Annotated in this window: 22 protein-coding genes; 8 read left to right on the top strand and 14 right to left on the bottom strand. The window is 62.5% G+C overall.

Features of this window, described 5'->3' with window-relative positions; all coding sequences use genetic code 11:
- Nucleotides 1-20: 20 nt before the first annotated feature.
- Genes otnC through ltnD form a run of 3 tightly spaced genes read right to left on the bottom strand, consistent with a single transcriptional unit; the run spans nucleotide 21 to nucleotide 2,915 of the window.
- Entirely contained in the window at nucleotides 21-668 is a 648-nt protein-coding gene (gene otnC, locus HIR79_RS10180; protein ID WP_169958266.1) for a 3-oxo-tetronate 4-phosphate decarboxylase, read from the bottom strand.
- Complete coding sequence (gene otnK, locus HIR79_RS10175; protein WP_169958265.1) at nucleotides 665-1,978, bottom strand: 3-oxo-tetronate kinase; 1,314 nt, start codon at nucleotides 1,976-1,978, stop codon at nucleotides 665-667. The genes otnC and otnK overlap by 4 nt, the downstream gene beginning before the upstream one ends.
- Nucleotide 1,979: 1 nt before the next feature.
- Nucleotides 1,980-2,915, bottom strand: coding sequence for an L-threonate dehydrogenase (gene ltnD / locus HIR79_RS10170; protein WP_283241833.1), 936 nt, complete (start codon nucleotides 2,913-2,915; stop codon nucleotides 1,980-1,982).
- 176 nt (nucleotides 2,916-3,091) lie between these two features.
- On the opposite strand from ltnD, the gene HIR79_RS10165 reads away from it, so the two are divergent.
- Nucleotides 3,092-4,126 (top strand): LacI family DNA-binding transcriptional regulator, encoded by a 1,035-nt coding sequence (locus tag HIR79_RS10165; RefSeq protein WP_169958264.1) that lies wholly within the window; start codon nucleotides 3,092-3,094, stop codon nucleotides 4,124-4,126.
- Between the two features lie 39 nt (nucleotides 4,127-4,165).
- Here HIR79_RS10165 and hpaI read toward each other — a convergent pair whose 3' ends face one another.
- A complete protein-coding gene (hpaI, locus tag HIR79_RS10160) occupies nucleotides 4,166-4,930 on the bottom strand; it encodes a 4-hydroxy-2-oxoheptanedioate aldolase (RefSeq protein ID WP_169958263.1) in 765 nt (254 codons plus the stop codon).
- A 181-nt stretch (nucleotides 4,931-5,111) separates the two neighbouring features.
- Here hpaI and HIR79_RS10155 point away from each other — a divergent pair, with 181 nt between their 5' ends.
- From HIR79_RS10155 to HIR79_RS10125, 7 genes are all read left to right on the top strand, one after another.
- Nucleotides 5,112-6,197, top strand: a complete 1,086-nt coding sequence (locus HIR79_RS10155; protein WP_169958262.1) for a TRAP transporter substrate-binding protein — start codon at nucleotides 5,112-5,114, stop codon at nucleotides 6,195-6,197.
- An 83-nt stretch (nucleotides 6,198-6,280) separates the two neighbouring features.
- Nucleotides 6,281-6,910: a TRAP transporter small permease gene (locus HIR79_RS10150; RefSeq protein ID WP_169958261.1), complete on the top strand. Its 630-nt coding sequence runs from the start codon at nucleotides 6,281-6,283 to the stop codon at nucleotides 6,908-6,910.
- A gap of 3 nt (nucleotides 6,911-6,913) precedes the next feature.
- Nucleotides 6,914-8,197, top strand: coding sequence for a TRAP transporter large permease (locus HIR79_RS10145; protein ID WP_169958260.1), 1,284 nt, complete (start codon nucleotides 6,914-6,916; stop codon nucleotides 8,195-8,197).
- Between the two features lie 14 nt (nucleotides 8,198-8,211).
- Complete coding sequence (locus HIR79_RS10140; RefSeq protein ID WP_349304973.1) at nucleotides 8,212-8,730, top strand: gluconokinase; 519 nt, start codon at nucleotides 8,212-8,214, stop codon at nucleotides 8,728-8,730.
- Between the two features lie 25 nt (nucleotides 8,731-8,755).
- The gene (gene dgoD / locus HIR79_RS10135) at nucleotides 8,756-9,904 is read left to right on the top strand and encodes a galactonate dehydratase (protein ID WP_169958259.1); all 1,149 of its coding nucleotides are present in this window, start codon (nucleotides 8,756-8,758) and stop codon (nucleotides 9,902-9,904) included.
- A gap of 5 nt (nucleotides 9,905-9,909) precedes the next feature.
- Nucleotides 9,910-10,896 carry a 2-dehydro-3-deoxygalactonokinase gene (locus HIR79_RS10130; RefSeq protein WP_249322111.1) on the top strand — a complete coding sequence of 329 codons (987 nt, stop codon included), beginning with the start codon at nucleotides 9,910-9,912 and terminating at the stop codon, nucleotides 10,894-10,896.
- A 23-nt stretch (nucleotides 10,897-10,919) separates the two neighbouring features.
- Complete coding sequence (locus HIR79_RS10125; protein WP_169958257.1) at nucleotides 10,920-11,531, top strand: 2-dehydro-3-deoxy-6-phosphogalactonate aldolase; 612 nt, start codon at nucleotides 10,920-10,922, stop codon at nucleotides 11,529-11,531.
- A gap of 151 nt (nucleotides 11,532-11,682) precedes the next feature.
- Here HIR79_RS10125 and HIR79_RS10120 read toward each other — a convergent pair whose 3' ends face one another.
- The 10 genes from HIR79_RS10120 to HIR79_RS10075 all read right to left on the bottom strand — a co-directional run bounded on the left by HIR79_RS10120 (nucleotide 11,683) and on the right by HIR79_RS10075 (nucleotide 21,823).
- Complete coding sequence (locus HIR79_RS10120) at nucleotides 11,683-12,693, bottom strand: LacI family DNA-binding transcriptional regulator (protein ID WP_169958256.1); 1,011 nt, start codon at nucleotides 12,691-12,693, stop codon at nucleotides 11,683-11,685.
- Between the two features lie 196 nt (nucleotides 12,694-12,889).
- Nucleotides 12,890-13,822, bottom strand: a complete 933-nt coding sequence (gene kce / locus HIR79_RS10115) for a 3,5-dioxohexanoate:acetyl-CoA acetone transferase (protein ID WP_169958255.1) — start codon at nucleotides 13,820-13,822, stop codon at nucleotides 12,890-12,892.
- A 24-nt stretch (nucleotides 13,823-13,846) separates the two neighbouring features.
- Entirely contained in the window at nucleotides 13,847-14,785 is a 939-nt protein-coding gene (locus HIR79_RS10110) for a 3-hydroxyacyl-CoA dehydrogenase (RefSeq protein ID WP_169958254.1), read from the bottom strand.
- A gap of 18 nt (nucleotides 14,786-14,803) precedes the next feature.
- Complete coding sequence (locus tag HIR79_RS10105) at nucleotides 14,804-15,577, bottom strand: SDR family oxidoreductase (protein WP_169958253.1); 774 nt, start codon at nucleotides 15,575-15,577, stop codon at nucleotides 14,804-14,806.
- Between the two features lie 37 nt (nucleotides 15,578-15,614).
- A complete protein-coding gene (locus tag HIR79_RS10100) occupies nucleotides 15,615-16,886 on the bottom strand; it encodes a TRAP transporter large permease (RefSeq protein WP_169958252.1) in 1,272 nt (423 codons plus the stop codon).
- 2 nt (nucleotides 16,887-16,888) lie between these two features.
- Nucleotides 16,889-17,392 (bottom strand): TRAP transporter small permease, encoded by a 504-nt coding sequence (locus HIR79_RS10095; RefSeq protein WP_169958251.1) that lies wholly within the window; start codon nucleotides 17,390-17,392, stop codon nucleotides 16,889-16,891.
- A 62-nt stretch (nucleotides 17,393-17,454) separates the two neighbouring features.
- On the bottom strand, nucleotides 17,455-18,453 hold the full coding sequence (locus HIR79_RS10090) for a DctP family TRAP transporter solute-binding subunit (RefSeq protein ID WP_169958250.1): 999 nt from the start codon (nucleotides 18,451-18,453) through the stop codon (nucleotides 17,455-17,457).
- Nucleotides 18,454-19,118: 665 nt separating this feature from the next.
- The gene (locus HIR79_RS10085) at nucleotides 19,119-20,285 is read right to left on the bottom strand and encodes a nucleotide sugar dehydrogenase (protein ID WP_169958249.1); all 1,167 of its coding nucleotides are present in this window, start codon (nucleotides 20,283-20,285) and stop codon (nucleotides 19,119-19,121) included.
- Nucleotides 20,286-20,309: 24 nt separating this feature from the next.
- Nucleotides 20,310-21,008, bottom strand: coding sequence for a pseudouridine synthase (locus tag HIR79_RS10080; protein ID WP_169958248.1), 699 nt, complete (start codon nucleotides 21,006-21,008; stop codon nucleotides 20,310-20,312).
- On the bottom strand, nucleotides 21,008-21,823 hold the full coding sequence (locus HIR79_RS10075; RefSeq protein WP_169958247.1) for an amidohydrolase: 816 nt from the start codon (nucleotides 21,821-21,823) through the stop codon (nucleotides 21,008-21,010). The genes HIR79_RS10080 and HIR79_RS10075 overlap by 1 nt, the downstream gene beginning before the upstream one ends.
- Nucleotides 21,824-21,889 lie beyond the last annotated feature (66 nt).

The raw sequence follows: 21,889 nt of genomic DNA, 5'->3' as shown, positions 1-21,889 counted from the left end.
CGTGTCCTGTTCGAGTGTCGTCAGTCGCGCGGGAATCGCGCTTCAAGCTCGGCGACCTGTTCGGGTGTCAGGCAGCGCGGATTCTGGCCGCGCAGCAGCAGATACAACCGTGCGGTCTCCTCGAGTTCTTCAGTCGCATAGACCGCCGCCTCGAGCGACTTGCCGGCCACCACCGGACCATGATTGGCCAGCAGCACAGCACTGTGCCGGCCCGCCAGACCGCGTACCGCATCGCCCAGACTCGGGTCACCGGGCACGTGATAGGGCACCAGCGGGAGCCGGCCGACCCGCATGACGTAGTAGGCGGTCAGCGGCGGAATGCAGTCGCAGGGATCCACTTCGGGCAGGCAGGAGACGGCAACGGAGTGGGTCGAGTGCAGGTGGACGATCGCTGCGGACTGCGGCCGCTCGCCATACATCGCCATGTGCAGGAAGCTCTCCTTGGTCGGCGTGTCGCCGTCGAGCAGCCGCCCGTCGCGATCGAGCCGCGAGATCCGTGCCGGATCCAGCCGCCCCAGGCAGGCATTGGTCGGCGTCATAAGCCAGCCGCCGTCATCCAGCCGCACGCTGATGTTGCCGCTCGAGCCCATGGTCAGCCCCCGGTCGAACAGCGACTTGCCCAAGGTGGCAATCTGCTCGCGCAGGCCGTTTTCATCATGTGTGATCATGATGACGCCTCCATCGGCAGCACCTCGAAGGCCCGGGTAAAGAAGTCCTCGCCACCGAAGTTGCCGGACTTGAGTGCCAGTGACAGCGGTGATGCCCGGCCCGGCAGCGGCGCCTGGGTCCAGGGCACACCGGGGTCGATCTGCTCGCCGATGCGCAGCTGACGGACGCCGAGCGCCGAGACCACAGCCCCCGAGCTCTCGCCACCGGCTACCACCAGCCGCCCCACGCCCTCATCGACCAGTATCCTCGCCAGTTGCCCCAGGGCCTCCTCGACCAACCGCCCGGCGCGCTCGACGCCCAGCGCGGCCTGCGCCGCCCTCACCCGCTCGGGGTCGGCGGAGGCGTACACCAGCACCGGTCCACCATCGGCCAGGTGACAGCGGGCGAAGGCCAGCGCCTTTCCCAGATGGTCGTCGGTCTCGGCCAGGGCCAGCGGATCCAGGGCAAAGCCCGGGTGACGCCTGAGAAAGTGCGCTACCTGCCCGAGAGTGGCCCGGGAGCAGCTGCCCGACAGCACCAGGGCACCGCCGACGGCCGGTTCGAGACGGCCCGGCTGGGCCACATCGGCCAGCCACCCGCGCCGTCGATACTGCCCGGGCAGCGCCTGGCCCAGGCCGGAGCCACCGGTGACCAGCGGGAAGTCCACCACCGCCTCCGCCAGTACCTCGAGGTCATGCTCATCAAGGGTGTCGCAGATCACGTGGCGCACCCCCTGTTCCGCTAGGGCATCGAGATGACGGTGCACGGACTCGGCACCACGATCCAGCACCGGACGTGCCGCCAGCCCCACCCGATGTGGCGTCTGCCGAGACAGCACCCACACCAGGTCGGCATCGCGCATGGGGTTGAGGGGGTGGTCCTGCATGCCACTGTCGTTGAGCAGGCGGTCGCCGACGAACAGGTGCCCCTGGTAGACGGTGCGACCGTTGACCGGAAAGGCCGGCACCATCACCGTCCGGGATCCCCCCAGGCGATCCAGCAAGGCATCGCTGACCGGGCCGATATTGCCGGCGTCGGTGGAGTCGAATGTCGAGCAGTACTTGAAGAAGATTTGCCGGGCGCCGCGGGCCTGCAGCCAGTCGAGGGCCGCCATGGAATCGGCCACCGCCTCTCCGGCCGGACAGGAGCGAGACTTCAGCGCCACCACGATGGCATCGACATTCTCCAGCGCCTCGATCTCCTGAGGTGACAGCGGGGCATCGGCTATGCCGATCGTCTGCACACAGCGCATCCCCCCGCGCACCAGGTTGTTGGCCAGGTCGGTGGCGCCGGTAAAGTCGTCGGCGATGGCCCCAAGCACGATGGTCATGTCATGCCTCCCCGTCGTCGTTGGCCGCCTCGGGCAGCTCGATGCCGGAGAGACACTGGTAGACCTTGATCACCGCAGCGTCGTCCTCACGGCCGAAGCCGGCGCCCCGGGCCGCCGTGAACTGCTGCAGGGCGCTGGCCGCAACCGGCGTCGGCAGGGCAAGCTCGCGCCCGGTCTCATGCACGAGGTTCAGATCCTTGACGAAGATGTCCACGGCGGAGAGAGGGGTATAGTCGCCGGCGAGGATATGCGGCACGCGGTTTTCGAACATCCAGGAGTTGCCTGCCGAGTGGGTGATTACCTCGTAGACCGTCGCAGGGTCGAATCCCATGCGGATCCCCAGCGCCATGGCCTCGGCGGCGGTGGCGATATGCACGCCGGCGAGCAGCTGGTTGACCAGTTTCATGCTGGAGCCTATGCCCGGTTCATCCCCCAGGCGGTAGACGGTAGCGGCCATGGCATCGAGCACCGGCGCCGCTTTTGCGAACGCCGCACTGGTACCAGAGACCATCACCGAAAGCTCACCGCTGCGGGCCTTGGCCGCGCCACCGCTGACCGGCGCATCGAGCATCAGCAGATTGCTGTTTGCCAGACGCTCCCCGAGCCGCCTGGCGAAGCTCGGTGCCACCGTGGCGCACTGCATCACCAGCCCTCCGGGAGGCATCCTGTCAATCAGGCCCTGCTCACCGAACAGCACCGCTTCCACCTGATCAGCACTCACTACCACCAACAGCACCACTTCGCACAGCTCGGCGAGCGCCTCTGGTACAGCGACACAACGACCGCCACGGGCCTCGAACGCCCGTCGCGCTTCCGACGAAATATCACAACCGACTACGTCCAGTCCGGCCTCCCGCAGGGCAGTGGCGGTACCCAGTCCCATGGCACCCAGGCCGATCACCCCTACCCTGGGCTTGCTCCCCGTCGAATTGTTCACTCGCCCGCCTCCGCTGGTTGCATTGAACTTTCACGTGCATCGAAGTGCTCGGGGCACCGAACGCCACATCCAACTCCACATTGGTAGCGCTAGCCTGTTAGCGCTATCATTTGCCCCACAACTGTTCTAGATGATCGCCCAGCAGGCGGCAAGCACCGAACGGGGAGATGCGACCAATGTCTAGCCGTACACCAATGGAACCGCGCAAGCGCCGTGGCTCCACCCAGCCCACGCTCAAGGAAGTCGCCGAGGCAGCCGGCGTCTCCACGATCACCGCCTCGCGCGCCCTCAACACCCCGGACCTTGTCAGTACAGCCACCCGAGCCCGGGTGCTGCAGGCCGTGGAGCAGATCGGCTATGTGCCCAACCTGGTAGCCGGCAGCCTGGCGTCGGCCCGCTCACGCTTCATCGCGGTGATCGTGCCGTCGCTGGCCAATGCGGTGTTCATCGAGGTGATCCAAGAGCTGCAAGATACCTTCGAGGCCCAGGGTTACCAGATCCTGCTGGGCAACACTGACTACGACCTGCAGCGGGAATACCAGATGATCCGCACCTTCTTCGGCTGGTCATGCTCGGCGCTGGTGACCGCAGGTCTGCGCCACAACCCCGCCTGCCGCACCCTGCTCAAGGGCTGGAGCCAGCCAATCATGGAGGTGATGGAGCTGGGCGAAGCCCTGGATCTCAACGTCGGCCTTGATCACCAGGAGGCCGGCCGCTGCATGGCTCGCCACCTGCTGGAACGCGGTCATCGCGCCATCGCCTATGTCGGCGCCGGCATGGTCGACGACTACCGGGCCGGGCTGCGCTTCGAGGGCCACCGCGAAGTGCTCGAGGGTCAGGAGCTCACCGCCCCCTGCCTGGACATCGGCCGGCCAGGCGGCCTGGACGGCGGGGCCCGGGGGCTCGATCTCGTCCTGGAGCACCACCCCGGCATCACTGCCATCCACTTCGCCAATGACGACCTAGCCGTCGGCGCCCTCCTCCATGCCCAGCGCCTGGGCCTGGACGTGCCCGGCCAGATCGCCATCGCTGGCTTCAATGGCCTACCACTGGGCCGGCATGTCACTCCGCGACTGACCACCATCCTCTCCCCCCGTGCCACCATCGGACGGGTGGCCGCCGAGGAGGTGCTTCGGCGCCTGGCCGGCAAGCCGGTGCGCAGACGCCAGCACGACGTCGGCTTCACCCTTCTCGAGGGCGAGAGCACCTGAGCGCCTGAATCAGGATATCGGGCGCGGAGGACATGCCGGTCAGGCCGGACGGAATCGCATGGCCAGCCCACGCAGCCCCTCGACCAGCACCAGGGCATCGACCCCTACACCGACGAAGCCGCATCCCGCTGCCAGATAGCCACGGGCCTCGGTCTCGTCGAGGGTGATGATCCCGGCCGCCTTGCCGGCAGCGCGGATCCGCACGATGGCGTCGTCGATGGCCGCACGGACCTCTGGATGACCGGGATTGCCTCGGTGGCCCATGGCCGCGGAGAGGTCCGATGGCCCGATGAAAAGCCCATCCACCCCCTCCACTTCCGCGATGGCCTCCAGGTTCGCCAGCGCAATGGGGCTCTCCAGCTGCAGGATCAGGCAGATCTCCTCGCCAGCGCGGTCGAGATAGTTCTCAACCTGGCCCCATCGCGAGGCCCTGGCCAGGAAGCTGCCCATGCCGCGCACGCCCTCGGGAGGATAGCGGGTGGCGGCCACCACCTCGGCGGCCTGCTCCGGAGTCTCCACCATGGGAATCAGCAGGTTCTGCACGCCGATGTCCAGGTACTGCTTGATCAACACGGTATCGCCTTCGGGCGGACGCACCACCGGCGCACTGGCATAAGGGGCGATGGCCTGCAGCTGCCCCAGCAGGGTGGCCAGGTCGTTGGGCGAATGCTCGCCGTCCAGCAGCAGCCAGTCGAAGCCGGCGGTGGCGGCAATCTCTGCCACATAGGGGCTGGCCAGGCCCAGCCAGATACCCGTCATGGGCTCACCGCCAAGCAGGCGCTGCTTGAATGCATTCTTGTTCATAGGGCTCCGGAACTCCTGCCGTCTAGCGTCTACCCTGAAGAGGGCATCAATCGTTGAGCAAGCTTTCATCAAACATACTTGTCATACAAGCATACACCACGTCATAGTTCTCACTGCATAACAACAACCGCGATTGCTCTCGCAGCCTCGCAGCTGAGAGACATGTAACAGGAGTCTTACAATGAAAACGCTCTGGAGCAGCACCCTCACCCTGGCCGGCGTCGCCTCACTGACTCTCGGCGCCAGCCTGGTCGCTCACGCGCAGATGCCTGACCTCTCGGATCCCCCCGCCATCGAGGGCGAGGTGCTCGGCGATCATGGCAACCACACCCTGCGCATGGGTCTCGGCCTGGCGGAGACCTCGCCGCAATATCTGTCCAGCCAGTATTTCGGCGAGATCCTCAGCCAGCGCACCGAGGGCCGCATCTCTCTCAATATCTTCCCCAACAGCCAGTTGGGGGATGATGTGCAGATGATGGAGATGCTGCAGACCGGCACCCTGGACCTTAGTTACCCGTCCAGTTCGCCGGCGGTGACCTATGTATCCGAGCTGGCAGCCTTCGACCTGCCCTTCCTGCTTCCCACCCGCGAGGCCGCCATCGCGGTGATGCAGAGCGACGTGGCGCAATCCATGCTGGATGCCTTCGAGGGCACCGGCATCAAGGCGCTGACCTTCTCGGAGAATGGCTACCGCCAGCTCACCAACAGCGCCCGCCCGGTGACCTCTCCCGAGGATGTCGCCGGTCTGGACGTGCGCGGCCTGAGTGTGCGCACCATGGAGAACCCCGTGCACCTGGCGATCTGGCAGGCGCTGGGCGCCAACCCCACGCCGATGGCCTTCGGTGAACTGTTCTCGGCCATGGAACAAGGTGTGGTCGACGGCCAGGAGAACCCCTGGAGCACCATCCTCACCTCCAACTTCCATGAGGTGCAGGACTATGGCACCGAGAGCCGCCATGTCTATACCCCGTTTATCATGATGATGTCGGAGCGCACCTGGAACCGTCTGGCACCCGAATATCAGGAACTGATCCAGGAAGCGGCCCGCCAGTCGGCGGAATACGAGATCCAACTGGCCACCGAGTATGACGACTGGTCACGCGATCAGCTCGAGGCTCGCGGCATGCAGATCACCCGTCTCGATGACGAGCAGATCGCGGCCTTCCAGGAGGCCGTACAGCCCGTCTACGACGAGTGGGCACCGCGCATCGGCGAGGACCTGATCGCCGAGATCCAGGCCATCGTCGAGGCGTCGATGAACGACTGATCCCTGTCGATTCCTCCGGCCCACCCGCGGTGGGCCGGAGGCGAACTGACGGCCGGACCATGTCCGGCCAATGGAGTAGCCCCATGCCTGCCTCTCCCCCTCCGACGCCTCGTCCCGTCGAGGCCCTCGATATCCAGGCGGCCATCGACCAGGCAGAGGCCTACCTCGATGACCCCAACCGTGCACCGCTGGAGATCGACACCGAGATTCGAAAGGGGCCGGCGATCTTTCGCTGGATCACCCTGGCGATGGAGCACTTGATCGCCACGCTGCTGGTGGCGCTGATCGTCTCGGTATCCGCCAATGTCATCGGCCGCTCGTTGCTTAACCGCTCACTGCCCTGGGCCGATGAACTGGCACGTATGCTCTTCATCTGGCTGATCTTCGTGGGTGCCGCGGCGGCGTTCGCCCGCTATGAGCACATCGCCGTGGACTTTCTGGTGCGCCGCCTGCGACCGCGCGCCGCCCATGCCCTCTACCTGCTGCAGCACCTGGTTATCACCGGCCTGATGGCCGTGATGCTCTGGGGCGGCTATGTCGTGATGTCTCGCTCTACCGGTCGTACCGCGTTGCTCGGCGTGCCATGGAATCTGATCAACTTCTCGCTGGTGCTCTGCTCCGCCTTCATTCTGGCCGTGTCGCTCTGGCGCGCCTGGCAAAGCGTCGTCCAGATACGTCGCCCGGCCTCGCCGCATCACCAAGGAGGTCGTTAGACCATGCTGTGGATCTTCCTGGGCATTCTTTTCACGTCGCTGGCTCTCGGCCTGCCGATCGCCTTCGGACTGGGCGTGGCCGCCGTGGTCATGGCCCTGCTCTCCGACATTCCGCTGTCGATCCTCATCGAGCAGTCGATTCGCGGGGTCAACAGCTTCCCCCTGCTGGCCATTCCGTTCTTCATTCTGGTTGGCGAGGTGATGAGCAACGGCGGCATCGCCCGGCGGCTGATGGATCTGGCTGGCGCCCTGGTGGGCTTCGTGCGCGGGGGGCTCGGCCAGGTGGCGATTACCGGCTCCATGTTCTTCGGTGGCATCAGCGGCTCCGCGGTGGCCGACACCGCCGCCACCGGCGCCATGATGATTCCCTCGATGAAGCAGCAGGGGTACTCGGCGCCCCATGCCACCGCCATCAACACCGTCTCGTCGGTAATCGGCATCATCATCCCGCCCTCGATCCCGCTGATCCTCTACGGCATCGTCACCGAGACCTCGATCAGCCGCCTGTTCATCGCCGGCATCGTGCCGGGCCTGCTGATCGGCGCCGGCCTGATGCTCACCACGTTTATCATCGCCACCGTCCAGCACTCCGGTCAGACCCGCAAGTTCCGCCTCGATGTGCTCTGGCAGGCCTTCAAGGCCGCCTGGCTGGCCCTGGTACTGCCGGTGATCATCATCGGCGGCATCATCGGCGGCATCTTTACCGCCACCGAGGCGGCCGTGGCCGCGCTGCTCTACTCGCTGTTCATCTCGCTGGTGGTCTATCGCGAGTTTCCGCTGCGTGCCCTTTGGGGGATGCTGATCCGCACCGCGCGCCTGACCGGCATGGTGCTGCTGCTCCTCGCCTTCGCCACGGTGATTGCCTGGTTCCTGACCATCAACATGGTGCCCCAGACACTGGTGCGTCAGGTGCAGGCCATCACCCAGGAGCCCTTCCTGCTGCTGCTGATCGTCGCCGGCCTGCTGCTGCTGGTGGGATTCGTGATGGACCTGACCCCGGCCATGGTGATCATGGCGCCGATGCTGACGCCGATCGTGACATCGGTGGGCGTCGACCCGGTCTACTTCGGCGTGCTGATGGCCTTCATCCTAGGGATCGGGCTGCTGACGCCGCCAGTGGGCACCTGCCTTTACGTGGGTTGCGGCGTCGGCAAGGTCTCCATGGAGGCGCTGGTCAGGGCGATGCTGCCCTACTACGCGACGCTGCTGGTGGTACTGGTGATCCTGATCGCCTTTCCGGGCATCGTCACCTGGCTGCCCGACCTGGCCGCCGTGCGCGGCAACTGACCGAGGAGAGAGATGTGACGACGACACGCCGTATCCTGGTGATGGGGGTGTCCGGCTCGGGCAAGACCGTGGTCGGCCGCCTGCTGGCGGCACGTGTAGGGGCTGAGTTCATCGACGGTGACGACCACCATTCACCGTCCAGCATCGACAAGATGGCACGTGGAATCCCCCTCGATGATGAGGATCGACGCGAGTGGCTCGAGACACTGGCAGGCTTCCTGGCCGATCACCGGGAGCGACAGGTTCCTCTGGTGATCGGCTGCTCGGCTCTCAGGCGACGCTACCGGGACATCCTGCGTCGCGGAGACCCTGAGCTGCTGATCTTCTTCTTGGACGGTAGCCGCGAGCGGTTACGACAGCGGCTCGGGCAGCGTGAGTCCCACTTCTTCAAGGGCGACGCCATGCTCGACAGCCAGCTCGCCGCTCTGGAACCCCCCGGAACAGACGAGGCGATCCCCCTGGATATCGATCAGTCGCCCGCAGCGCTGGTCGAGACCTGCATTGCACACCTCACATCGACCGACACTCGATGACATCAGTCACCCGCGAGGGACAGCGATGAAGATCACCCGACTCAAGACCTGGCAGGTGCCGCCGCGCTGGCTGTTTCTCAAGATAGAGACCGACGACGGCTGCTACGGCTGGGGTGAGCCGGTCGTCGAGGGACGCGCCGCCACCGTTGAGGCAGCCGTCCATGAACTGGCCGACCTCCTGGTCGGCCAGGACCCCCACCGCATCGAGCACCTCTGGAATGTGATGTACCGCGGAGGCTTCTACCGCGGCGGGCCCATCCTGATGAGCGCCATTGCCGGCATCGACCAGGCGCTCTGGGACCTCAAGGGACGTGACCTCGGGGTACCGGTTCACCAGCTGCTGGGTGGCGCGGTACGCGACCGGATGCGCATGTATGCCTGGACCGGAGGCGACCGCCCCAGCGACGTCAGTAACGGCGCCCGGGCGCTGATTGCCAAGGGCTTCACCGCCTTCAAGATGAACGGTACCGCGGAACTTGCAATCGTCGATTCACACCGCAAGATCGACGAAGCCGTAGCCCGGGTCGCTGAGGCTCGTGATGCCGTGGGTCCCGATGTCTGTATCGGTATCGATTTTCACGGCCGGGTGCACCGCCCCATGGCCAAGGCGCTGCTGCGCGAGCTGGAGCCCTTCCACCCGATGTTCGTCGAGGAGCCGGTGGCCCCGGAGCATCTGCCCTGTCTCAGGCAGATCGCCGGCGGGCTCGGCTACCCCCTGGCCACCGGGGAGCGACTGCATACTCGCTTTGCGTTCCGCGACCTGCTGGCAGAGGGCATGATCGACATCATCCAACCCGACCTCTCCCACTGCGGCGGCATCAGCGAAGGCCTCAAGATCGCCGCCCTGGCGTCGGCCCATGACGTGGCGCTGGCGCCCCACTGCCCGCTCGGCCCGCTGACACTGGCCGCCTCACTGCAGCTGGATGCGGTATGCCACAGCGCCTTCATTCAGGAGCAGAGCATGGGCATTCACTACAACCGGGATAACGACGTCCTCGACTACCTGGTCGACAAATCGGCATTAGCCATCGAGGAGGGTTTCTGTGCTATCCCCAAGGGCCCCGGCCTCGGCGTGGAGATCGACGAGGCCTTCGTCGAGGAGCGCGCCCGGGTCGGCCATCGCTGGCGCAATCCTCTCTGGACCCATGAGGACGGCTCGGTGGCCGAATGGTGAGCGGTATGGTGGCCGAAAATCTCTGCTGGATTGGCGTCGACTGGGGCTCCAGCCATCTGCGCGCCTGGGCGCTGGACGTCAGAGGCAAGGTCCTGGCACGTGGAGGCAGCGAACGCGGCATGCTCTCGCTGACCCCGGATGAATACGAGAATGCCCTGCTGAACGTGATCGACGGCTGGCTTCCCGATACCGGCCGCCGGGAGGTGCTGGTCTGCGGCATGGCCGGCGCGCGGCAGGGCTGGAGAGAGGCCGCCTATCTGCCGGTGCCGACCCACCTGGACGCCCTGGCACGAAGCGCCGTGATTCCACCGTGCCAGGATCCGCGACTGCGGGTCCGGCTCCTCCCGGGTCTCTGCCAGACCACTCCCGGCCACTTCGATGTGATGCGCGGCGAAGAAACCCAGCTCGCGGGCCTGATCGCAGATGATCCTGACGTCTCGGGCTTCGTCTGCCTGCCCGGCACCCACGCCAAGTGGGCCCGTCTCGAGAAAGGCGCTGTGATTCATTTCACCACCTTTCTGACCGGCGAGCTCTTCGCCCTGCTCGCCCATCGGTCGGTTCTGAGACACTCCCTGAATCACGGACCGGCCAGTGAGGGTCTGGCCGACCCCGGCTGTCGTCAGGCTTTCATCACCGCCGTCCGTGAAAGCCTGGCATCGCCCGGGCGATTCTCCGCAAGCCTGTTTGGCTTGCGCGCTGCCGACCTGCTGGACGCCAACCTGCCGGTCGGGGAAGGCCGACACGCGCATCTGGCCGCGCGCCTCTCGGGACTCGTCATCGGCCTGGAGCTGGCCGGCATGAGACTACCCGACCCGGACGCCGTGCCAGTTGGACCCGTTACCCTGATTGGCGATGCAGCGCTCTGTGAACGCTATGCCCTAGCGTTGGAGGCCGTCGGTTACGCCAGTCACTGCCTAGACGGGGAACACGCCGTACTGGACGGCCTCGCCCTGGCCCACCGAACCTTGGCCCACCAGCCCCTGGCCGAGTGAGATACGACACGGGAGACTTCCCCATGCCCCTGCTTGAGCCCCTGCCCCTGATCGGCATCCTGCGAGGCATCACCCCCGAGGAGGCGGTGGCAGTGGGCGAGGCGGTGGTGGCCGCCGGTATCACGACCCTGGAGGTGCCGCTCAACTCACCGGAGCCCCTGGAGAGCATCCGCCGCCTGGTAGAGGCGCTGGGCGAGCGTGCCCTGGTCGGGGCCGGTACCGTGCTGACGGTAAGCCAGGTGTGCGAGGTTCACGCCGCCGGCGGCCGGCTTATCGTCTCGCCCAACTGCCGCCAGCCGGTGATCGAGGCCACCCGTCGCCTTGGCATGCAGAGCTGGCCGGGAATCGTCACCCCCACCGAGGCCTTCGACGCCCTGGACGCGGGCGCCACAGGACTCAAGCTGTTCCCCGCGGTCCAGGTTGGCATCGACGGCATGCAGGCGCTGCGCGCCGTGCTGCCAAGGGGCACCAAGCTCTACGCCGTGGGCGGCATTGACATCTCGAACTTCTCGGCCTGGCGAACCGCCGGGATCGATGGCGCCGGGCTGGGCGGCGCCCTCTATCGTCCCGGTCAGCCGCCCGACCGGGTACTCGACCAGGCAGACAAGCTGGTGGCCTCCTGGACGTCGGCGTGATGGTCACCGCTTGTCGCCAGCAAGGCGAGAGATACGGGCTTCCACGCCATCATCAACGCCAGAGACCTCGATCATCGCCACCCACCGCAGGTATCACCGAGACAGGCGGGTTGCAAAGGCCTCGCCTCCTCGACTCCTGGGCAGGATCGCACTATCCGGCAGGACGTCGGGTACTGCCGCGCAGCATGGGGGTGATCGGGAGGACATGGTGCTCAGTCTGGGGATCATCCTGGGTGATCTGTCTGAGCAGCAACTCGGTGGCTTTCTTGATCATCGTATCGACAGGTTGTCTGACGGTGGTCAGGGAGTGGCTGGGCCAGCTCGCCATGGGCACGTCATCGAACCCGATAATGGAAACGTCGCTTGGCACACGAAGGCCGAACTCGTGACGCAAAATATCCATGGCGGCAAGCGCCATGAGGTCATTGGCCGCGAAGAGCGCATCCGGGGGCTTGGGTGAACTGAACAGGCGCCGAGTGGCCTCGCAGGCGTCCTCATACCGATAGTTACCGATTTCAATTGCCTGGCAGGCCTGTCCCGAGGAAGCAAGGCCCTCCAGGAAACCCGCTTGCCGCTGCTGGTGCGTTGAAGAGTCCGGTAACCCTCCGATAAAGCCAATCCGGGAATGGCCCAATGACAACAAATAGCGCCCGGCCCAGTGCCCTCCCTGGTAGTTATCACTACTTACCTGACTGATGCCAGCATAATCCACCGTACGGTTTATGACCACAACCGGGATACCAAAATCATCTACCAGCTTGGCCTGATGCTGGGTCATGGTAATGGCCAACATCAGAACCCCTTCGACCTGGCTACGAATGATGTCATCGAGAACGGGATCGAAGTCGCCACTCGGCGGAGCGAAAAACATGAGCAGGTGATACCCCTGCTCCTGAAAAAAACGCGAGGCCTTTTCCAGCATGAAACTATAAAAAGGATTGTCAAGGCTATAGGTGACCACCGCGATGGTGCGGCTGGAACGAGTGATTAGCGAGCGGGCGATCGTGTTAGGCCGATAGCCCAGCTCGCGGGAAGCATCCATCACCTTCTTTCGCGTACTCTCCGACACCTTGGCATTGGGAGAGAATGTGCGGCTTACCGCAGACTGTGACACACCTGCCAGCTTGGCGACATCACGCGAGGTAACGGATTTTCTCTTCATCAAGTCACTTCATCATTGGCACAAAAGGCGCCGCTGGGGCAAAGAACAATCCATACCAGCAGATACAAGATCCAGATAGGCAATTATATTCTTCACTCAGCGGCGACAATTGTCCAGCACCATTCCACTCCGACGCCACGGCCTCACCGCATTGCTGAACGAATCGAGGCAACCGGTCAGGGAAGGCTGAGTATCGTCAGAAACCTACCTTGTCGGCACCCTTGAGTTGAAGCATTTCACGCGCCTCATCGGGGGTTGCCACTTCAAGGGACAGTCCTTCGAGAATTTCACGGACCTTCGTCACCTGGCTAGCGTTATTCTCCGCGAGCCTGCCGGGGGACAACCACAGCGAGTCCTCGAGCCCGACACGCACGTGCCCCCCCATGGCGGCGGACTGAGCGGCGATCCGCATCTGGTTGCTGCCCGCGCCGAGAACCGACCACTCATAAGCGTCGCCAAACAGCCGGTCGGCAGTGCGTCGCATGTGCATCACATCCTCCGGGTGGGGGCCGATTCCTCCGAGAATACCGAATACGCTCTGCACGAAAACACGTCCACCGATGATGCCGCGATCCATCATGTTCCTGAGGTTGTAGAGATGGCCTATGTCATAGCACTCACATTCGAAGCGAGTGCCATTCTCGGCCCCCAGGGTCATCGCCCTCTCGATATCCGAAAAGGTATTCTTGAATACCAGATCACGACTGTTCTCCAGATGCGCGCGCTCCCATTCGTGCTGGAAAGTATCGTACCGATTGAGCATTGGAAATAGGCCAAAATTAATCGACCCCATATTCATGGAAGCAAGCTCAGGCTTGAACTCCATGGCAGGCCGCATCCGCTCCTCGACTGTCATATGCGGACTACCACCGGTCGTGAGATTAATCACTGCATCGGTAGAACCCTTGATCCTCGGAAGAAACCTTTCAAAGACGGAAGGATCCTGGGTGGGTTTGCTATTATCCGGATCCCGGGCATGAAGATGAAGAATAGCAGCACCCGCCTCGGCCGCTGCGATTCCGGCCTCCGCAATCTCTTCCGGCGTAACAGGCAAATAAGGTGACATAGATGGCGTGTGAATTGCACCGGTCACTGCACAAGTAATGATAACTTTACGTTTAGTAGCCATAAACAAACTCTCTTGTAGGCTTTATCATTCAGCTGATGATGTGTTTCGTTGATGGGCCGTCAGCGCCATCAGGGTTCTGTCACGCCAGGCCTGTCTTTCGCTGAGGCTGGAAGATGGCAGCTGCTCTCGGCGCGAGCGATCCAGCTCCTCCAGTGTCGCAGGGTCCCAAGGGTCATCATCGCCGCGTTGACGGTCAACATCGTGATACAAGGGGCCGTAGCGACGGCCATAGTCGACCACCCCTAAAGGGGCGTTGAGATCGATTGTCTCGAACGGCCCCATGAAGGACCAGCGTAACCCCAGGCCGTGCTTGACGGTCTTGTCGAGGTCCTCGGCAGAGACATAGCCATCACGAAAGAGGCGTAGCGCCTCGTTAAGCAACGCCCCCTGCAAGCGATTAAGAATGAAGCCCTGGATCTCCTTTCGAACCAGAATCGGGACTTGCTGAGCCTGTTCCATCAGCGTCATCGTCCGGCTCACGGCCGCTTCACCCGTAGCGGGTGACGGGGACACCTCGACCAAGGGAATCAAGTAAGGGGGATTCACTGGATGTGCCACAAGGCAACGTTCGGGATGCCTTAGGTGCTGAGTAAAATTCGAGGCGGAAATACCCGACGTCGAGCTGGCCAGCACCGTCGCCTCACCCACTACTTCTTCCAGCTCGGCGTAAATCTGACGTTTAGCTTCGACGTCTTCCGGGCCACATTCCTGTACGTACTCCACGCCTTTCATGGCAAGCGCCAGATCACTCTGTGTCCTGATGAGGCCCATGGGCACTTCCACCTCATCCAACAGGCCGGCCCCACGAAGATCAACAAGCGACTGCCGGATCGCTGCGCGGGCACGCTCGAGCGCTCCATCATCGACGTCATAGAGAGATACTGACATACCACTTCGGGCGAAGACGATGGCCCAGGCCCGTCCAATCAAGCCAGCACCCACAATACCTATTTGAGCAGACATTCAAGATTCCCTTGTCGTTTACAACGATTCGACATTGGCACAAACACTCAACGCCTGGCCGGAGATATTTGCGCCACCGGGAGTGGCAAGGAAGAGCGCCATGGCCGCTATATCGGTGGGTTCTACCATGCGCCGCATCGAGACCTTGGACAGGTTCTCCTTTTCCATCTCGGCATAACTGATGCCACGTTTTGTCGCGCGATCCTCGATGACCTTCTCAATACGAGGGCCACGCACGATACCGGGCAGAATCGCGTTGACCCTCACACCATCGGGACCCAACTCGCACGCCAGGCTCTTGGTGAGTCCCACCACCCCCCACTTGCTGGCCGCGTAAGGAGTGCGGTAGGCAAAACCCAGCCGCCCGGCCACCGACGCCATATTGATCAGTAGCCCCTGGCTCTCGCGAAGCTGACGCACCGCGTGGTGTGCGACCAGGTACTGGCCGTTGAGATTGACCTCTATGGTGCGCCGCCACTTATCGGCCTCGATCTCATCGATGCCCGCCGTGGGACCGGCAATACCGGCATTGTTGACCACCACATCGAGACCTCCCATCTCGGCGGCCTCCTCGAATACCCTGGATACGTCGGCCTCACGGCTGACGTCAGCCAGGGTCCGTCCCATGCCCTGAGGAAGTGCATCCAAGGCCTGGCCATCCACGTCGCAAACATGGACACGGGCACCGGCTTCCTGAAAGGCGCGGGCAATGCACAGGCCGATACCGCTTGCACCTGCCGTCACCAGTACTTTCAGGCCCTTTCGGGGAATCAAACTATCGACAACTCTCATCTATTATTCTCCTTGTGTTTGGGCTGTAAATTGTGATTCATCGCAGTGAAGGCAGCCACGTGGAAAGAGCCGGAACGATGCTGATGATGAAGATATTGACCAGCACGATACCGACGAAGGGTAGTATCGACCACGTTAGTCGTGCCACTCCGATCCTTGAGATCTGTGATGCAACGAAAAGGTTAAGGCCCACCGGAGGAGTAAACATACCCATGGCCAAGTTCACCACCATGATGATGCCAAAATGCACGGGATCGAAACCAAAGCTCACCGCAATGGGGAGAAGGATGGGAACGAAGATCAGAATCGCCGCCGCCGCCTCGATGAACATCCCCGCCATGAGCAGCAAGAGGTTTGCGAGAATAATGAAGGTAAGCGGACTATCTATGGTGCCAACCACATATTGGGAAACAGTGGCAGGCACCCGCAAGCTTTGCAGCATACGCCCATAGAGGCCTGCAGCGGCTATAATGCTAAGGACTACTGAAGTAGTAATCGCTGCGTCTCTCAAGATGCCCACGATCTCTGAAATCTTGATTTCACGATAGATAACGAAGCCAACGAGAAAGGAGTAGGCCACGGCTATTACTGCGGCTTCTGTAGGGGTAAATATGCCTCCATATATTCCTCCGAGAATTATCACCGGCATCAGGATTGCCAAAAGCGCTTTTCTCCCTGCCGTCACCACCTCCTTGAGCGAGCTCTTCTCTCCTCCTCCCAGCCCATTAACTCGGGCAAATGCATAGGCAAAGAGAAGAAGCGAGAGGGTAATCATCAGGCCAGGAATGATGCCCGCCAAGAACATATCGCCTACCGAAACGTTGGCCGCTATCCCATACAATATCAATGGAATGCTGGGCGGGATAATTACACCAAGTGCACCAGCAGCAGCCTGATTCGAGGCAGCATAGTTTCCTGGATACCCCTTAGCCAGCATCGCCGGAATAAGAATGGCACCGATTGCTGCCGTCGTCGCGGTTCCCGAACCGGAAATGGCCGCGAAGAACAGAGAGGTAATGATGGCCACCATCGCCAGGCCACCGGTCATACTTCCTACAAGCGTGTTGGAGAAATCCACCAGGCGCTTCGAGATACCACCGCTCTGCATCAAATATCCGGCTAAAATGAAGAACGGAATCGCCATCAGAGGGAAAGAGTTAACAGAAGCAATGAGCTGCTGCGTAACCATCAGCATAGGCATGCGATCGCCTTGCCAGACGGTAATTGCAGAAGCCAGGCCCAGCGAAAAGAAGATCGGCACGCCAATAGCGAAGAGCGCCATCAGTACCAAGAAAAGCATCAGCGCCATGGTCAGTGCCTCCCCCTTGCCGGGTTTCCAAGCAGCTCATCAATGAGAAGCCCGAATGAATTTATCAGCACTACGACACCGCCCAGTGGCACCGCCAAGTATGGCCACATCATCGACACCCGTGTGCTGGGCGCCGTTTGGTTGGCGACACGCCCCACCAGTACGAAACCGTATACGACCAGGATGATGGCAAATATAGCGGAAAACGTGATGATCAATAGGCGTAGAATTCTAGACAAAAGCGGCCCGGAATATTCCAGGACAATATCTACCGAGATGAGAAGCCCTTGTCGAAAAGCATATCCGGCGCCAATGAAGGTGAGCCAAATCATCGCGAAGCGTGCAATTTCGTCTGAAAAATAGAGCGGCTTACCCACCACAAACCTAGCAAATACCTGCCAGAAGATAAGCACTGTCATGATCAGAAGAAGTCCGGCGAGCCCCCAACCGACCATCCTGTTGAACTGATCGATTGCGCCATTGGCAAGTTGTAGAAATTTCTTCATAGCTGACTCGACACCCCCGCTGGCCCCGCGGCTGCTCAAGCATCCGCGGGGCAAGAGACTCATCAGTAATCGAAGTTGATAGCGGCTTCTACGAGATCTTCACCCACAGTAGGAGCCCATTTTTCGATCACGGGGCGAACAGCCTCTCGGAAGGGTTCAAGATCCGGGTGTGTGACCGTCATCCCCAACTCTTCCAGCTGCACCAGATAGCGATGCTCAAGATCCTGACTGGCCTCTCGCTGTACCGGCAGTGCGATCTGAGCAGCTTCAAGGATAATCGCCTGGTCTTCCTCACTGAATGAATTGAACAGGTCAAGCCCCATCATCAGAGGTGCCGGAGAGTAAACATGCTGAGTGATGTTCAGGTAATCTTGCACTTCATAGAAATTGACGTCGTAAATAGTGGGCAGCGGGTTCTCCTGGCTGTCCATGACTCCTTGTTGCAATGCGGTGTAGACTTCGGTCCACGCCATGGGAGTGGCATTGGCGCCCAGAGCTTCCCAGGTATCTACTTGAACACGACTCTCCTGGGTCCGGTGGTTGATGCCTGACAAGTCGCTGGGGTGAGCAATGGGGCGCACCGAATTCGTGTTATGGCGGAAGCCATTCTCCATCCATGCCAGGAACTTGACATTCATGCCCTCCTCCGCGAGCTGAGCGAGCCGCTCACCGTGCTCACTATCCAGAAAAGCGTAGGCATGCTGATGATTGCCAAAGACATAGGGCAAATCGAAGAGCATGAACTCGTCTACGAACCCTCCCATGGGGCCTGTAGATGAGATACCGGCGTCAATAATCCCGAACCCCATGCCTTCGACAACCTCGCGCTCAGCACCTAAGGCGTTGTCATAGTGGGGCTCGATAACCAGCCGTCCTTCGGAGAGGCGCTCCAGCTCCTCGCCAAATTTCAGCACGCCGACCCCCTGCTGAGAGTCCGGGCCGAGGGGCAGGCTGACATCGATCACGCGTTCCGGCTGAGCATAAACCGTTGTAGATGCGGCCAATGCAATTGCCGAGACGATGGCTGACAGTGTGAATGTCTGGCTAGATGGACACTTCATGCTGAACTCCTGATTTATGTCCAGCCCGGGAGCTGGGGTCTGTTGTCATGGTGGAGTGCGTGTTGAACACGGCGGCCCAACGGTCACAACCCTGTTCTAGGCAAGCTCGACTACGTATGCAACATTATTCTATTGGCCGCCACTAGATCGCTGAAGCAAACCACTGAAATTAATAGAAATATACTTTAGTACTATAAAAGGGTTACGTATGCACTCATGGTGCTGATTCACATGTCTCGGGCGCGTCACAGACTGGAGCCAGTCCAGGCCTCACCGTCGATCCATGGAATATACATATACTTTTTTCGCCCCGCAGAAACGACAGCTCGATAGAGCAGGATCCTTCGCCAGGCATGCATCTCAGATCCAACCGCCTAGAACTGTCGGACGGCACACCACTCTGGCAGCGTAGCTCTTGGCCAGACGCGGCAAAGGTCTCTTCACGTTAGAGCATTGCTGAGTTGCTTGCTGCCGCCTTGGCCAGGCACGTCGCCTGAGTTGCTGCGAGGATATGAGACTTGATTTCAAGGCAGTACGCAGGGTAGAGGTACGCCAATGGTCGCCGATGTACAACCCTCAGGAGCCAAAACTGACGAGCATTGCCATAGCCTCGGCGAGTTTCTCAGCGACCTGCCTGGGCCGAAACTGCTTCGACAGGGCTAGGTTCAATCGCTGCCGAAAAGGTCCCGGGTGTAGACCTTCTCGGCAACGTCGTCGAGCTCGGTCGCCATGCGGTTCGAAAGGATCACATCGGCCTCGGCCTTGAAGGCATCGAGGTCGCGGATCACCCGGGAGCCGAAGAAGGTCTCCTCGGCGAGCACCGGCTCATAGACCACCACCTCGATACCCTTGGCCTTGATGCGCTTCATCACGCCCTGCATGGCGCTGGCGCGGAAGTTGTCGGAGCCGGTCTTCATGATCAGCCGGTAGACACCCACCACCCGCGGATAGCGCTTGAGGATCTGCTCGGCGATGAAGTCCTTGCGGGTGCGGTTGGCATCGACAATGGCCGCGATGATGTTGCTCGGCACGTTCTGGTAGTTGGCCAGCAGCTGCTTGGTGTCCTTGGGCAGGCAGTAGCCGCCGTAGCCGAAGGAGGGGTTGTTGTAGTGCTTGCCGATGCGCGGGTCGAGCCCCACCCCCTCGATGATCTGGCGGGTATCCAGGCCGTGGGTCTCGGCGTAGCTGTCCAGTTCGTTGAAGTAGGCCACCCGCATGGCGAGATAGGTGTTGGCGAAGAGCTTGATCGCCTCCGCCTCGGTGCTGTTGGTGAAGAGCACCGGGATCTCGTCGTCAAGCGCCCCCTGCCTGAGCAGGCCGGCGAAGGCCTCGCCGCGGGGGGAGTGCTCGCCGACGATGATCCGCGACGGGTGCAGGTTGTCGTAGAGCGCCCTGCCCTCGCGCAGGAATTCCGGCGAGAAGATCAGGTTCTCGGTACCGAAGCGCCGGCTGGCATCAAAGGTGTAGCCCACCGGCACGGTGGACTTGATCACCATCACCGCGCCTGGGTTGATCGCCATCACGTCCTGGATCACCGCCTCGACGCTCGAGGTATCGAAGGTGTTGGTCTTCGGGTCGTAGTCGGTGGGGGTCGCGATCACCACGAAGTCGGCATCGCGGTAGGCCGCCTCCTTGTCCAGGGTCGCTGTGAAGTCCAGCTCGCGATGGGCCAGGTACTCGCTGATCTCGGCATCCTCGATGGGCGAGCGCCCCTCGTTCAGCATCGCGACCCGCTCGGGCAGGATATCCAGCGCCACGACCCGGTTGTGCTGGGCCAGCAGGATGGCGTTGGAGAGGCCAACGTAGCCGGTACCGGCAATGGCAATGTTCATGGCGTACGCTCCTGGTTCTCGAGACTAGAAGGCGGCAATTTCGTCGGCGGTGAGTTCGCGCCATTCCCCTTCGGGCAGCGCGCCCAGCGCCAGCGGGCCTATGGACTCCCGGTGCAGGGCGACCACATGGTTGCCGATGGCGGCGAACATGCGCTTCACCTGGTGGTACTTGCCCTCATAGAGGGTGAGCTCGGCCACCGTGGGCGCACGCATGGCAAGCTCCGCCGGGCGGGTGGGCTTTTCCTCACCGTCGAGCAGCACGCCCTCGGCGAAGGCGGCGATGGCCGCCTCGAGGGCCTCGCCTTCCAGCGGCTCGGCCAGGGTGACCCGGTAGACCTTGCCGCAGCGGTGCTTCGGGGAGGTGACCCGGTGGGACCACTGGCCGTCGTCGGTCAAGAGCACCAGGCCGGTGGTATCGACGTCGAGCCGCCCCACCGGCTGCAGGCGCTCGACCTTGGGCAGGCCGATCAGATCGATGGCCCGGGGATAGAGGGTGCGCCGGGCGGTGCACTCCACCCCGGCAGGCTTGTGCAGCATCACGTAGCGCAACCCCACCAGCGCCAGAGGCGCGTCGTTCCAGGTCACGCGACTGGCCTCGCCGACCTGAGTGGCGGGGTTCTTGACGATCTCGCCGTCGACGCTGACTTCTCCGCGATGCAGGGCCTTCTTGGCCAGGCTGCGGGTGAGTTCGGTGGTCTCGGAAAGAAAACGATCCAGGCGCATCAGAAGCCGACTCCGTCGGAGAGGGTGAAGTGGTCGGCGTCGCGCCAGGCGGGAAATTTCTCGCGGAAGTCCTTGAGCTCTTTGAGCGACAGGCTGCCGGTCTTCACGAAGATGCTGCCTTCGGGCGCGTCGATCAGCGCCTCGCCCTTGGCGTCGATCAGCATGGAGTCCCCGGCGTAGGGCAGCCCGTTGGCGTCCTCGCCGACGCGATTCACTCCGATCACCGGGCAGAGGTTCTCGATGGCCCGTGCCTGCAGCAGGGTGCGCCAGGGGTGGCGCCGCGGGGCCGGCCAGTTGGCGACGCAGAGCAGGGCGTCGTACTCGAAGTGCTCGTCTGGCGCCGGCTGCTGGCGCAGCCAGACCGGGAAGCGCAGGTCGTAGCAGACGCTGAGCAGGAGTCGGAAGCCCTTGAGCTCGACGATCACCCGCTCGTGGCCCATGGCGTAGCGCTCGTGCTCGCCGGCCATGCGGAACAGGTGGCGCTTGTCATAGGTGGCCAGCGACCCGTCGGGGCGCGCCCACACCAGGCGGTTGAAATAGTCGCCGTTCTCCACCACCGCCACGCTGCCGGTGACCACGCAGCCGCGCCGGTGGGCCTGGTCCTTGAGCCAGGCCACGGTGCGGCTCTCCGCCATGGGCTCGGCCATCTCGCGGGAGTTCATGGTGAAGCCGGTGGCAAACATCTCGGGCAGCACGACCAGGTCGGTATCGGCCTGGCCGAGGTCGCCCAGGGTCTCCTCCAGCATCCGGCAGTTGGCCTCCGGGTCTTCCCAGCGCAGGTCGCACTGCACCAGGGTCACTCTCAGCTCGCTCATGGGGCGCTCCTGCTCGATAGGTGATAGTGACAGCAAGCGTAACTCAGGCCCGGTGCCACGTCAGCC

The sequence above is a fragment of the Halomonas sp. PGE1 genome (assembly GCF_013000985.1).
Taxonomy (GTDB): Bacteria; Pseudomonadota; Gammaproteobacteria; order Pseudomonadales; family Halomonadaceae; genus Halomonas; species Halomonas alkalicola.
Note: the sequence above shows the minus strand (reverse complement) of the source record. Positions and strands in the feature narration are given on the sequence as shown.